Source organism: Pigmentiphaga litoralis, from assembly GCF_014651835.1.
Classification (GTDB): domain Bacteria; phylum Pseudomonadota; class Gammaproteobacteria; order Burkholderiales; family Burkholderiaceae_B; genus Pigmentiphaga; species Pigmentiphaga litoralis.
Genome location: NZ_BMXQ01000001.1, coordinates 478,537 through 490,934 on the forward strand (window position 1 = coordinate 478,537; position 12,398 = coordinate 490,934).

Here is a 12,398-nt window from a genome sequence, read left to right on the forward strand (position 1 = left end):
GTTGCCGGGCCTCAGGCTCCAGGTCTTACCAGATCTTCCACCACGGCCCGCGGTTTTCCACGAAGCCGTTCCGGACGAACTGGCTGTTCGGGTAGTTGGCGGCCAGCACGCGTGCCGAGTCGTCGCGCAGGTCCTTCATGCCCATCTTTTCGTACGACATGACCATGATGTACAGCGCTTCTTCGACCGCCGGGGCGCCCTGGAAGTCGCGCACCGCCGTCTGCGCGCGATTGATCGCCGCCACATACGCACCGCGCTGGTAGTACAGGCGGGCAACGTGCACTTCGTTCAGCGCGATCGAGTTGATCAGGTAGTTCAGGCGCAGCTGGGCGTCGGGCGCATAGCTGCTGTTCGGGAACCGCGTCAGCAGATCCTTGAACGCATCGAACGATTCACGCGCGCCTTTCGGGTCGCGCTCGCTCGGGTCCTGTTTGGTCAGGCTCGAGAGCAGGGCGCTTTCCTGATAGAAGTTGATCAAGCCCTTCAGGTACAGCATGTAGTCCAGGCTGGGGTGGTTCGGATGCAGGCGCTGGAAACGGTCGATGGCAGCAAGGGCTTGCGCGTTGTTGCCGTCCTTCCAGTAAACATAGGCGATGTCGACCTGGGCTTGCTGCGCATACACACCAAACGGATAGCGCGACTCGAGCTTTTCGAGCAGCTTGCTGGCCTGCGTCCAGTTGCCGACGCTGATCTCTTCCTTGGCCTCCTTGTACAATCTTTCCGCCGTCCAGCCGACCGTCGGGTCGACTTCCTTGCCCAGCCCGGAACACCCGGCGATCGTCATGATCATCAGGACGCACGCGAGCATGCTCCCCAGACGCGAGGCCAACTGCTTCCAGGTGGGGACATTGCGGTTCACGCCGACGGACATGCCGGCGTCTGCCGCGATTGTGTTCAACTGCATGGAGGTGTTCCTCACCGATTGACTATTCCTGATTATATTCGGCCTGGGATCCAGGCCGCGCGCAGATGCCACATTCTTTGTCACAACCCGACAGCGCCACGCCCGAGCCCCGGGCCGACGGCCAGCCTGATGTTCAGTCCGACCCCCAGACCGAAGTCCAGGAAGCCGAACCGCGGCAGCTCGACGTGCCGGCTTCGATCAGAGCCGGTCGTCTCGACAAGGTTCTGGCCCAGCTGATCCCCGAACACTCGCGCAGCCGTCTGCAGGGCTGGATCGAGCGCGGTGGCGTGCTGGTCAACGGCAAGGCCGCGACCGTACGGCAACTGGTCGGCCCCGGCGACGAACTGACGGTCTGGGAAGAAGCGGCGCCCGAAACCCGGGCTTTCAGCCCCGAACCCATCGACTTCCCGGTCATTGCCGAAAGCCCGGACTGGATCGTAGTCGATAAACCGGTCGGGCTGGTGGTGCACCCCGGCGCCGGCAACTGGCAGGGCACGCTGCTCAACGGCTTGCTGCACCGCTATCCCGAGCTCGCCCTTGTGCCGCGTGCGGGCATCGTACACCGGCTGGACAAGGATACGTCCGGACTCATGGTGGTGGCGCGCACCGATACCGCACAAACGGCGCTGGTGCGTCAGCTGCAGGCCCGCACGGTGGGCCGGCGGTATGTGGCGCTGGCGGTCGGCGCGGCGCCCGCGGGCGGCACGGTTGACAAACCCATCGGCCGCGATGTCCGCGTGCCGGTGCGCATGAGCGTGGACCGGCCGATCGCGCCCAAGCCCGCCATTACCCATTACCAGGCAACGCGGCAGGGCCTGCTGGGCGAAAAGACGGTGGTGTCGCAGCTGGTCTGCAAACTCGAGACCGGCCGCACGCACCAGATCCGTGTGCATATGGCCAGCTTGGGTCTGCCTCTGCTGGCTGATGCGCTGTACGGCGGCAAGGTGGTCGTGCCGGCCGCGCGGCAGATGCTGCACGCGCGAGAATTGCAATTCGATGATCCGGTCAGCGGCAAGCTCGTGCAGTTCAGCTCGCCGATCGCCAGCGACATGCAGGCGGTCATGGACGCCATCGATTGGGATCCGGTCCCGATGCGGCCCGAACTGCCAAGGCTTTAACCGTCGCGCCGGTGCCTGTTGCAGCGCAGCATCGCGACACATGAACCCGACCAGGATTCACTCCATGTCTTCCCGCCCTGATCCTGAATCCACCCGCCCGGCAGTACCGCCGCGGCAGCCTCTGACCTTGCCGGGTCCCTCGTGGTCCGGCGTCAGCAGCTTCGTGACGACCCGGCAAGGCGGCGTCAGCGACGCGCCCTACACGTCCTGGAACCTGGGCGATCACGTGGGAGACGACCCGGTGCGCGTCGCCGAGAACCGGCAGCGTCTGGCCGCGCTGCTGCCCGCGACGCCGCTGTGGCTGCAGCAGGTCCACGGGACGGACGTAGTCGATGCGGATGGGCTGCCCGAGCCCTTGTATGACGTGCCGTGTGGCGACGCCGCCATCACCCGCACACCGGGCAAGGTCCTTGCTATCATGACCGCGGATTGCCTGCCGGTCCTGCTGGCGGCGGAAGATGGCAGCGCCCTTGCCATGGCGCATGCGGGCTGGCGCGGTCTGGCAGCGGGTGTGCTGGAAAGCACGGTCAAGGCGATGCGTCGCGAGGGCAGCGGCGCACGACTGCGCGCCTGGATCGGCCCGGCCATTGGCCCGACCGCGTTCGAAGTAGGCGACGACGTGCGCATCGCATTCGTGGCAACCGACCCCGGCGCATCGACCTGCTTCCGACCGGCTTCTGCACTGCACAAATGGATGGCGGATTTGCCGGCGTTGGCGCGCCGCCGGCTGCATGCGGCAGGTGTCCCGAAGGTAACGTTGAGCGGGTACTGCACGGTCACCGATGCCGACCACTTCTTCTCGTATCGGCGCGACGGCCAGACGGGCCGCTTTGCCACTGTCGCCTGGTTGAACCCGACGGATTAACCCCGCGGCGGTGGGTCCGACGACTCGCCTTCTTCCGTGCGCTTGCGCGCCATCAATGCCTCCTGCTCGGCTGCTTCGCGCGCCTTGCGGCGACGGCCGCGCTCGGGCGCAAGCATCACGTAGACGATGATCGACACGGGCAGCAGCCCGTAGAAAAAGAAGGTGGCAATCCCGGCGATGACGGTGGGTTGCGTAATGGCCATCATCAGCGTGACGTACATCCAGCCAATGGCGACCAGGCCAGCAAAATACATGACGGTAGACCTCGGAGCAGGGCCCGCTAATCTACGCGAGTTTTGCCCAGTCGCATCGACTGCGTACATACCCTCATCTCGTTGAGGATGTGGAGGCAACTCCCATTTGACACGCTCCGGTACGCTATGCACTATGCAGTCGTAGACGCGATCGATACAAGAAGGTGTACGTTTTGAGCCAGCCCCCGATAGATGTCAAGAATCCCCTCGCTTGGCTTCAAGCCTGGCAGCAAGCCCTGACCCCCCAGGCCTCTGTCCCGCAGTCGTCCACCGCCCAGGCGCCGTCTCCTACGGCCGCCAGCCCGGCAGGGATTCCCGGCTTTGCACCGCCCGCAGGCGTTGCTGTCGCGCCGGAAAAAATGCTCGAGATCCAGAACCAGTTCTCGCAGCAGTGGGCCGCCTTGTGTGGCGAAGCCACGCGCGGCCAACTGGCGCCAGTGTCCGACTCCCGCTTTGCCGGCCAGGCCTGGGCCAACAGCCCCGCGCATGCCTTCATGGCGCATGCCTATCTGCTGTCCGCGCGTACTTTGCTGCAGATGGCCGACAACGTCGAAGTACCCGACACGGCGCGCGAGCAGATCCGCTTTGCGATGATGCAATGGATCGACGCCATGGCGCCGTCGAACTTCCTTGCGCTCAATCCCGATGCGCAGCAGAAGTTCATTTCGTCGGGGGGCGAAAGCCTGCAGCAGGGCATCGTCAATCTGCTCAATGACTTGCAGAAGGGACGCATCTCGAATACCGACGAAACCTCGTTCGAGATCGGCAAGACGATCGCCACGACCGAAGGCGCCGTGGTGTTCGAGAACGCCTTGTTCCAGCTGATCCAGTACACGCCGCTCACCCCGCGCGTCCATGCGCGCCCGCTTGTGATCGTGCCGCCGTGCATCAACAAGTTCTACATCCTTGACCTGCAGGCCAGCAACTCGTTTGTCCGCTACGCGCTCGAGCAGGGCATCAGCGTGTTCCTGGTGTCGTGGCGCAATCCGCTCACCACCGATCATGATGGCATCCAGCAGGCCACGTGGGACGACTACATCGCCCATGGCGTGATCCAGGCGTTGACGGTCGCGCAAGAAGTGTCAGGCCAGAAAGAGGTCAATACGCTGGGCTTCTGTGTCGGCGGCACCTTGCTGGCCACCGCGCTTGCCGTGCTGGAAGCGCGCGGCGAGTCGCCCGCGGCATCCATGACGCTGCTGACCACGCTGCTCGACTTTCACGACACGGGCGTGCTCAAGGTGTTCGTGAACGAAGCGCAGGCCAAGCTGCGCGAAGTCCAGTTTGCGCAGGGCGGCCTGCTGGCCGCGCACGAACTGGGCACCACGTTTGCATTCCTGCGGCCCAACGATCTGGTCTGGAACAACGTCGTCAACAACTACCTGAAGGGCGAAGCGCCAACCGCCTTCGACCTGTTGTTCTGGAATGCCGACGGCACCAATCTTCCCGGCCCGTTCTATGCCTGGTACCTGCGCAATACCTATCTCGAAAACAACCTGAAGATCCCCGGCAAGACGACGGTATGCGGTCTGCCGCTCGATCTGACGACCCTGTCGGTGCCGACCTACCTGTACGGCTCGCGCGACGATCACATCGTGCCGTGGACCTCGGCCTTTGCATCGACCGGATTGCTCAAGGGGCCGACACGTTTCGTGCTTGGCGCATCGGGGCACATCGCCGGCGTCATCAACTCGCCAGTCAAGAATCGCCGCAACTACTGGGTCAACGATGTCGTTGCGAACGGGATGGCTCCGGCCACGGGCGCCGATCCGCAGATCTGGATGGATACAGCCCGGTCGGTCGCCGGCAGCTGGTGGCCCGACTGGGCAGCCTGGCTCAAATCGCATTCCGGCGCGGAGGTGAAGGCAAAAACCGCGTTGGGCAACAAGCAGCATCCGGTCATCGAAGCCGCGCCAGGCCGCTATGTGCTGGCCCGCGCCATGTGATTGGATGACGCATACCTAAAAGCGCAGGGGGATGACCCCCTTGCCAAACGAGAGGAGCACCGTATGGAAAACAGAGTGGCATATGTCACTGGCGGCATGGGCGGAATCGGTACGGTGATCTGCCAGCGCCTTGCCAAAGCGGGCTTCACCGTGGTGGCCGGGTGCGGCCCCAGCCGGAACTACCAGCAATGGATCGACGAACAGGCCGCGCTGGGCTACACCTTCCACGCGTCAGTTGGCAACGTGGCCGACTGGGACTCGACACGCGAAGCCTTTGCCAAGGTCAAGCAGGAAGTCGGCCCCGTCGACGTGCTGGTCAACAACGCGGGCATCACGCGTGACGGCTTGTTCCGCAAGATGTCGCTGGAAGACTGGCGTGCCGTCATGGACACCAACCTGAACAGCCTGTTCAACGTGACCAAGCAGGTCATCGAAGACATGGTCGAACGCAAGTTCGGCCGCATCATCAACATCAGTTCGGTGAACGGTCAGAAGGGCCAGTTCGGGCAGACCAACTACTCGACGGCCAAGGCCGGCATCCACGGTTTCACCATGGCGCTGGCGCAGGAAGTCGCGTCCAAGGGCGTGACGGTCAATACCGTGTCGCCGGGCTATATCGGGACGGACATGGTGCGGGCGATCCGGCCAGAAGTGCTGGAAAAGATCGTCGAGACGATTCCGGTCAAGCGGCTGGGCACGGCCGATGAGATTGGTTCCATCATTACGTGGATCGCGTCCGAAGACGCCGGCTTTGCCACCGGCGCGGACTTCTCGCTGAATGGCGGCCTGCACATGGGGTAAGCCCCAGGTCATGCACCACCGGTGAGCATCGGTGGTGCACTACACTCCGGATTGACGGTGCGGCGCAGCACGCCGCACCGGCCTTCATAACAGCACGAGCGTGGGGACAAGATGGCGAACCAGCAAGCAGGGACTGGCAAGGCGTTGCGGATGATCAAGAAGTACCCGAACCGCCGACTGTACGACACGCAGACCAGTACCTACATCACGCTGGCCGATGTGAAGCAGCTGGTGCTCGAGAACGCCGAATTCCAGGTGATCGACGCCAAGTCGAACGACGACCTGACCCGCAGCATCCTGCTGCAGATCATTCTTGAAGAAGAAACGGCCGGCGCGCCGATGTTCACGGCGACCATGCTGTCGCAGATCATCCGCTTCTACGGCCATGCGATGCAGGGCATCATGGGCTCGTACCTGGAACAGAACATCCAGGCGTTCATGGAAATCCAGAACAAGGTCGGCGAGCAGTCCAAGGGGCTGTACGGCAATCAGTTCGGCCCCGAAGCCTGGGCGCAGTTCATGAATGTCCAGACGCCGATGATCAAAAGCATGATGAGCAACTACATCGACCAGAGCAAGAATCTGTTCGTGCAGATGCAGGACCAGATGCAGAACCAGACCAAGTCGATGTTCACGGCCTTTCCGTTCACGGTGCCGCCGGTGGATGGCAAGGATCGCAAGTAGTCGGGTTTGAGGATCCGGCCATGCATGGCCGATCTGGTGCGGGGCTTGCCAAGGGCCCGGGTGCGGCAGGCGGCAACGCGTTCCCGTGCGGCAGGCGGCTGGCCGCACCGCAAAACCGGTAAACTCGCGGGCTGATCCCTCAAGGCCGCCGTCACGACGCTGCGGTATTTCATGTCGCGCGTCTCCCAAACTCCCCCTTTCGACCTGTCTTGCTCGCCGCTGCGTTCTGGCTGCCGGGCAACGCTTTGTTGCGGCTGCCAGTGTCCACGCGCCGCGGCACAGGGGGCATCATGAGCCGCCTCGTGCTGGCGCCTATGGAAGGGCTGGCCGATTACGTCATGCGCGACATGCTGACGCGCCAGGGCGGCCTGGACGGGTGCGTGTCGGAGTTCGTCCGCGTGGTGGGAACGCTGCTGCCGCTGCGTGTGTACGAACGGGACACGCCCGAGGTCCTGCACGGCGCCTTTACCCCCTGCGGCACCCCCATGGTGATCCAGCTGCTGGGCAGCGATCCCGAATGGATGGGCCTGAATGCGGCGCAGGCGGCGCGCGTCTCGCCCCACGGCATCGACCTGAATTTCGGCTGTCCGGCCAAGGTCGTGAACCGGCATGGCGGCGGAGCCATGCTGCTGGCCCATCCGGAGCAGTTGCATGCCATCGTGTCCAGCGTCCGGGCCGCCGTGCCTGCCGGTATTTCCGTCACGGCCAAGATGCGGCTGGGCGTGACCGACAAGGCGCTGGCCCTGGACTGCGCGCAGGCGCTGGCGGAAGGCGGCGCGGCGTCGTTGGTAGTCCATGCGCGCACGCGTGACGAGGGCTACCGGCCGCCTGCGCACTGGGAGTGGATCGCGCGCATCGCCGACGTCGTCGACGTGCCGGTGACCGCCAATGGCGACGTCTGGACGGTGGACGACTGGAAGCGCTGCCGCGCAGTCAGCGGCTGCGATGACGTCATGATCGGCCGGGGCGCCGTCGCCGATCCCTTCCTGGCCATGCGGATCCGCGGGCAGCTGGATCCGACGCCGCACGCGTCCGAATGGCCTGCCGTGCTGGCGCAACTGCTGGAATACCTGAACAAGCTGCAGACTCGCGTGGCATCACGCCACGAGCATGGCCGCGTCAAGATGTGGCTGACGCACCTGAAGCGGACCTGGCCCCAGGCCGCCGAACTGCACGAATCGCTGCGCCGTGTTCACGATGCACAAGAGATCCGCAGCCGGATCGAGCAGGCGGGCACATTGCATGGCGCTGCAGCGCTGGCCTAGCCTGGCAGGGCATCCGCGCCGGCTGGCATAGGCGGATTTCGAACAGCGCTGGCCCGGCAATGGGCCCGGGATGGTGGGGCCGCCGCGCCACACCCGACCCGTCAAAATGCGCCAACCCGGTAAGTGGCTGTAAAATGCCGGGTTCCCCTCTTATCGGCCGCCAGGACAACCCCTGTCGGCACGCCAGATGTCCCTCGTACTGCAAGAAAACCTCGCTTCACTGCCTGACGCTTCCAAGTTGCCGGCCACAGGGCTGCCTGCCAGCGGCATGCCGCCTTCGGCGCTGCCAGGCGGGGTGTCGCCCAAGATCGGCTTTGTCAGCCTGGGCTGTCCGAAAGCCGGGTCCGACGCCGAAAGCATCCTGACCCAGCTGCGGTCGGAAGGCTATGACACGTCCAAGACCTATGAAGACGCGGACCTGGTCATCGTCAACACCTGTGGCTTCATCGACGACGCCGTCCGCGAAAGCCTGGACGCCATCGGCGAGGCCCTGCAGGCCAACGGCAAGGTGATCGTCACGGGTTGCCTGGGCGCCAAGGAAGAGGGCGGCGAGAACGTGGTGCGCAAGGTGCACCCCAAGGTGCTGGCCGTGACGGGACCACATGCGACGCACGAAGTGATGTCGGCGGTGCACCTGCACCTGCCGCGCCCGCATGACCCGTTTGCGGACCTGGTGCCGCCGCAGGGCGTGCGACTGACGCCCAAGCACTACGCGTATCTGAAGATTTCCGAAGGCTGCAATCATCGCTGCAGCTTCTGCATCATCCCGTCCATGCGCGGCGACCTGGTGTCGCGGCCGATCAACGAGGTGATGAAGGAAGCCGAGAACCTGGTCAAGGCCGGGGTCAAGGAAATCCTGGTCATCTCGCAAGACACCAGCGCCTATGGCGTCGACGTCAAATACCGCACCGGCTTTGTCAACGGCAAGCCCGTGCGCACGCGCATGACCGAATTGACACGCGAGCTGTCGCAGCTGGGCGTGTGGGTGCGCCTGCATTACGTCTACCCGTACCCCAGCGTGGATGAAGTGCTGCCCTTCATGAACGAGACGCACGCCAACGGCGGGCGGATCCTGCCTTACCTGGACATCCCGTTCCAGCATTCGAGCCAGCGCATCCTGAAGCTGATGAAGCGTCCGGCCTCGTCAGAACGCAATCTGGACCGGATCCGCGCCTGGCGCGACATCTGTCCGGACCTGACGATCCGCAGCACCTTCATCGCCGGCTTCCCGGGCGAGACCGATGCCGAGTTCGAAGAGATGCTCGACTTCCTGCGGGAAGCGCAACTGGACCGGGTCGGCTGTTTTGCGTACTCGCCAGTCGACGGCGCCACCGCCAACGACCTGCCGGACCCGGTGCCCGACGACGTGCGCGCCGAGCGACAGGGCCGGTTCATGCAGGTGCAGGAAGAGATCTCGCGCAAGCGCCTGGCCCGTCGGGTCGGCAAGACGATCAAGTGCATCGTTGACGAAGTCAACCAGGATGGCGGCGTGGCGCGTTCCATGGCCGACGCCCCTGGCATCGATGGCAACGTGTTCATCGCGACGCCCGACAAGCCCTGGAAGCGCTTCAAGGCTGGCGAGATCGTGTCCGTCAAGATCGCTGGTTCTGACGCGCACGACCTGTGGGGCGACGTCGCCTGACGACGCCTGACGACGCCTGACGACGCCTGAAGCGGCGCGCCGGCATCGGTCCGGCGCGCCGTGCCTCCCCGCATGACGACACGGCATCACCGGCGCGCCTGCGCCGTCGGTGATCGGCTGCATCGTTCGCATGACCACGTTCCCCATGCTTGTCTGATCCGCAGCGGCATCCCGTGCTGCGCGGTGTCGGCCGCCTGCCGCATTGGCGTTGTGCCCGCATCAGGGGGAACCCTGGTTGCAAGGCGCGCTGACAGGCGCACAATAGTTGCTGGTGTCAACTAGTTGCAAGGCGCAACGACAAAAAGGCGGGAGACGGCATGAAGCTTTCCATCCTGGCGGCAGGGCTGCTGGCATTCGCCACCGCCTTGCCCGCCGCGGCGCAGGATTACCCGGCGCGGCCGATCCGGCTGATCGCGCCGTTTGCCGCGGGAAGCACGGTCGATATCCTGGCCCGCGCGCTTGCCATCCCGTTGTCGCAGCAATTGAAGCAGACGGTGGTCGTGGAAAATCGGGGCGGCGCGGGTGGCAATATCGGCGTCGACCTGGTCGCAAAGGCAGCGAAAGACGGCTACACCATCGGCATCGGCACGACCGGTCCCATGACGGTCAACCCCGCCTTGTACGGCGACAAGATGCCGTTCGACACCCAGAAGGATCTGGCCCTGATCGGCTTGATCGCCAGCAGTCCCAATGTGCTGCTGGTCGACCCGGCGATTCCGGTCAAGACCTTGCCTGAACTGGTGGCCTATGCCAAGGCTCATCCCGGACAACTGAATTTCGCCTCGTCAGGCATCGGCAGCACCAACCACTTGGCCGGGGAGTTGTTCCGTTCGCTTGCCAAGGTCAATATCGTGCACGTCCCCTACAAAGGCAACCAGGACGCCGTGACCGACATGCTGGCCCATCGAGTGCAGATGCTGTTCAGCGGTGTGCCGCCGGTGCTTGGCTTCATCAAGTCTGGCCAGCTCCGTCCGATCGCGATCGCAGGACCAGCGCCGTCGGCCGCCTTGCCGGGCGTGCCGACCGTGGCGCAGGCCGGTCTGCCGGGCGCGGAAGTGGTGGCCTGGTACGGATTGATCGCACCCGCGGGCACACCGCCTGCCGTGGTCGATCGCCTGAACCGCGAACTGACCCTTGCGCTGGACAGGCCCGAGGTACGCGCGCAGCTGGCGGCCGCTGGGGCAGACCCGTCGCCCGGCGCGCCGGCCGCCTTTGACAAACTGGTCGCCAGCGAACTCGTGCTCTGGAAGCGCGTGATTGCGGATGCCAACATCAAAATGGAGTGAACGATGTCAACGATTGATTCGACACGGCCCGCGGCGGCGGCAAGCGGTGAGACCGCCAACGCCGCGTCCAGCCCTACCGGCACGCTGCCCACCGGCATGATCGCCGTCTGGCTGCACGTCGCCCCGGAACGCGAGGAAGAATTCAACGCCTGGTACGAACGCGAGCACATCCCGCAGATCGTCGATCTGGACGGGTTTGTCAGTGGCACCCGCTACTACAGCGACGAAGCCTTCCCCAAGTTCCTGGCCTTGTATGAAACCGTGGACGAGTCCGTCGAAGCCAGTCCCGGCTTCCAGCACGTGACGACCCATCCCAGCCCCTGGTCGGGCCGGATCTGGAGTTTTTTCGGAAAGGACCGCATCCGCTTGAATCTGCGGCAACTGGCGCTTGCACCCGCTGGTGCGCGTCATGCCGACGCGGCGCATCACACCGGGTCGACGGTGGTGGTGCGGCACACCCGGCGTCCGCACGGGCTGACGATGGAACAGGCGCAACAGGAAGCGGCCGCCACGCGCGAGATGACGGGCTGCCGGCGCTATCGGATCTATCAGGAAACGCACGACGAGGCGCGCTATGTCGAGGTGCTGGAGTTCACGTCCGCAACGCCGTCCAATGAAGACGCCCTGGCCGCGTGGCTCCACCGGCCGGAGCGGCAGGACCTGGATGGGAATGTCCAGGATGTGCAGCAGAACCTCTACCACGCCATCGGCACGCCCTACGTGCGGGAGGACCGATAGGCTTGCCGATCAGCGCTGGACGGTGTCTTCGAACCAGTTCAGCACGCTGTCCAGGCCGCATACATTGATCGACCGGGTGGCCTGATCCCGCACCACCGGCTTGGCGTGATAGGCCACGCTCAGGCCCGCCACGCCCATCATGGTCAGGTCATTCGCCCCATCGCCCATGGCGATGGCCTGCGACGGCAGGGCGCCGTGTTGCCTGGCGAACGCCACCAGGTGGTCCGCCTTGGCCTGGGCATCCAGGATGTCGCCATCGACTTCGCCCGTGAGGCGGCCCTGGGCGTCCACCGACAGGGTGTTCGCATGCGCCGCATCCAGGTTCAGGCGTTCTTTCAGTCGGCCGGTGAACCAGGTGAACCCGCCGGACACCAGCAGCGTCTTGACGCCCATCTCGCGTGCCGTCGACACGAGCCTTTCAGCGCCCGGGTTCAGCTTGAGGCGTTCGATATACACCTGCTGCAAGGCTTCGAGTGGCAGGCCGCGCAGCAGCGCGACACGCCGGCGCAGGCTGTCCTTAAAGTCGGTGATCTCGCCGCGCATGGCGGCTTCGGTAATGGCGGACACCTGCGCCTTCAGGCCGGCCATGTCCGCGATTTCGTCGATGCATTCGATCGAGATCAGCGTCGAGTCCATGTCCATCGCCAGCACTTTCCAATCCGCCAGGCGCGCGCCGGGTTCGACAAACGCCCAGTCGATGCCTGCCTCGGTGCAGTAGGTCTTGACCGCGGCGCGGGTCCCGGCGTCATCGCGCACGTCCGTCATGCGCAGCGCATGCGGCGCGAGGTCGATGTCGCGCCTGGCCTGCACCAGCGTCTGGAGGTGGGAAAGATCGGCATCGGCAAGCACCGGCGCCTGGACAACGAGATGGGTCATGGTCGAAAGGAATACGTAGAAG

At 64.7% G+C, this 12,398-nt stretch carries 12 protein-coding genes; 9 read left to right on the forward strand and 3 right to left on the reverse strand.

Annotated features, from left to right (window positions below; translation table 11 throughout):
• Nucleotides 1-25 precede the first annotated feature (25 nt).
• Entirely contained in the window at nt 26-829 is an 804-nt protein-coding gene (locus tag IE116_RS01975; protein ID WP_373303032.1) for an outer membrane protein assembly factor BamD, read from the reverse strand.
• A gap of 140 nt (nt 830-969) precedes the next feature.
• Here IE116_RS01975 and IE116_RS01980 point away from each other — a divergent pair, with 140 nt between their 5' ends.
• Both IE116_RS01980 and pgeF read left to right on the forward strand, forming a co-directional pair.
• Nucleotides 970-2,022, forward strand: coding sequence for an RluA family pseudouridine synthase (locus IE116_RS01980; protein WP_189609308.1), 1,053 nt, complete (start codon nt 970-972; stop codon nt 2,020-2,022).
• Between the two features lie 64 nt (nt 2,023-2,086).
• Complete coding sequence (gene pgeF / locus IE116_RS01985; protein WP_189609311.1) at nt 2,087-2,887, forward strand: peptidoglycan editing factor PgeF; 801 nt, start codon at nt 2,087-2,089, stop codon at nt 2,885-2,887.
• Here pgeF and IE116_RS01990 read toward each other — a convergent pair.
• Nucleotides 2,884-3,141, reverse strand: a complete 258-nt coding sequence (locus tag IE116_RS01990) for a hypothetical protein (RefSeq protein ID WP_189609313.1) — start codon at nt 3,139-3,141, stop codon at nt 2,884-2,886. The two genes, pgeF and IE116_RS01990, sit on opposite strands and share 4 nt — an antisense overlap.
• Nucleotides 3,142-3,452: 311 nt before the next feature.
• Between IE116_RS01990 and phaC the strand changes: the two genes are divergently transcribed.
• From phaC to IE116_RS02025, 7 genes are all read left to right on the forward strand, one after another.
• The gene (phaC, locus tag IE116_RS01995) at nt 3,453-5,084 is read left to right on the forward strand and encodes a class I poly(R)-hydroxyalkanoic acid synthase (protein WP_268249241.1); all 1,632 of its coding nucleotides are present in this window, start codon (nt 3,453-3,455) and stop codon (nt 5,082-5,084) included.
• A 63-nt stretch (nt 5,085-5,147) separates the two neighbouring features.
• Nucleotides 5,148-5,885, forward strand: a complete 738-nt coding sequence (gene phbB / locus IE116_RS02000) for an acetoacetyl-CoA reductase (RefSeq protein ID WP_189609316.1) — start codon at nt 5,148-5,150, stop codon at nt 5,883-5,885.
• 111 nt (nt 5,886-5,996) lie between these two features.
• Nucleotides 5,997-6,569, forward strand: coding sequence for a polyhydroxyalkanoate synthesis repressor PhaR (phaR, locus tag IE116_RS02005; RefSeq protein ID WP_179588057.1), 573 nt, complete (start codon nt 5,997-5,999; stop codon nt 6,567-6,569).
• Nucleotides 6,570-6,859: 290 nt separating this feature from the next.
• Nucleotides 6,860-7,834 (forward strand): tRNA dihydrouridine synthase, encoded by a 975-nt coding sequence (locus IE116_RS02010; RefSeq protein ID WP_189609317.1) that lies wholly within the window; start codon nt 6,860-6,862, stop codon nt 7,832-7,834.
• Between the two features lie 268 nt (nt 7,835-8,102).
• Nucleotides 8,103-9,476 carry a 30S ribosomal protein S12 methylthiotransferase RimO gene (gene rimO, locus IE116_RS02015; RefSeq protein WP_189614392.1) on the forward strand — a complete coding sequence of 458 codons (1,374 nt, stop codon included), beginning with the start codon at nt 8,103-8,105 and terminating at the stop codon, nt 9,474-9,476.
• A gap of 317 nt (nt 9,477-9,793) precedes the next feature.
• Nucleotides 9,794-10,762, forward strand: a complete 969-nt coding sequence (locus IE116_RS02020) for a Bug family tripartite tricarboxylate transporter substrate binding protein (RefSeq protein ID WP_189609319.1) — start codon at nt 9,794-9,796, stop codon at nt 10,760-10,762.
• 3 nt (nt 10,763-10,765) lie between these two features.
• Nucleotides 10,766-11,500, forward strand: a complete 735-nt coding sequence (locus tag IE116_RS02025) for an antibiotic biosynthesis monooxygenase (RefSeq protein WP_189609321.1) — start codon at nt 10,766-10,768, stop codon at nt 11,498-11,500.
• 9 nt (nt 11,501-11,509) lie between these two features.
• On the opposite strand, the gene serB is transcribed toward IE116_RS02025, so the two are convergent.
• A complete protein-coding gene (serB, locus tag IE116_RS02030; protein WP_189609323.1) occupies nt 11,510-12,376 on the reverse strand; it encodes a phosphoserine phosphatase SerB in 867 nt (288 codons plus the stop codon).
• Between the last annotated feature and the right edge of the window lie 22 nt (nt 12,377-12,398).

Coding starts and splice junctions, on each gene's coding strand:
- IE116_RS01980 (WP_189609308.1), top strand. CDS start 970: ATGCCACATTCTTTGTCACAACCCGACAGCGCCACGCCCGAGCCCCGG.
- pgeF (WP_189609311.1), top strand. CDS start 2,087: ATGTCTTCCCGCCCTGATCCTGAATCCACCCGCCCGGCAGTACCGCCG.
- IE116_RS01990 (WP_189609313.1), bottom strand. CDS start 3,141: ATGTATTTTGCTGGCCTGGTCGCCATTGGCTGGATGTACGTCACGCTG.
- phbB (WP_189609316.1), top strand. CDS start 5,148: ATGGAAAACAGAGTGGCATATGTCACTGGCGGCATGGGCGGAATCGGT.
- phaR (WP_179588057.1), top strand. CDS start 5,997: ATGGCGAACCAGCAAGCAGGGACTGGCAAGGCGTTGCGGATGATCAAG.
- IE116_RS02010 (WP_189609317.1), top strand. CDS start 6,860: ATGAGCCGCCTCGTGCTGGCGCCTATGGAAGGGCTGGCCGATTACGTC.
- rimO (WP_189614392.1), top strand. CDS start 8,103: ATGCCGCCTTCGGCGCTGCCAGGCGGGGTGTCGCCCAAGATCGGCTTT.
- IE116_RS02020 (WP_189609319.1), top strand. CDS start 9,794: ATGAAGCTTTCCATCCTGGCGGCAGGGCTGCTGGCATTCGCCACCGCC.
- IE116_RS02025 (WP_189609321.1), top strand. CDS start 10,766: ATGTCAACGATTGATTCGACACGGCCCGCGGCGGCGGCAAGCGGTGAG.
- serB (WP_189609323.1), bottom strand. CDS start 12,376: ATGACCCATCTCGTTGTCCAGGCGCCGGTGCTTGCCGATGCCGATCTT.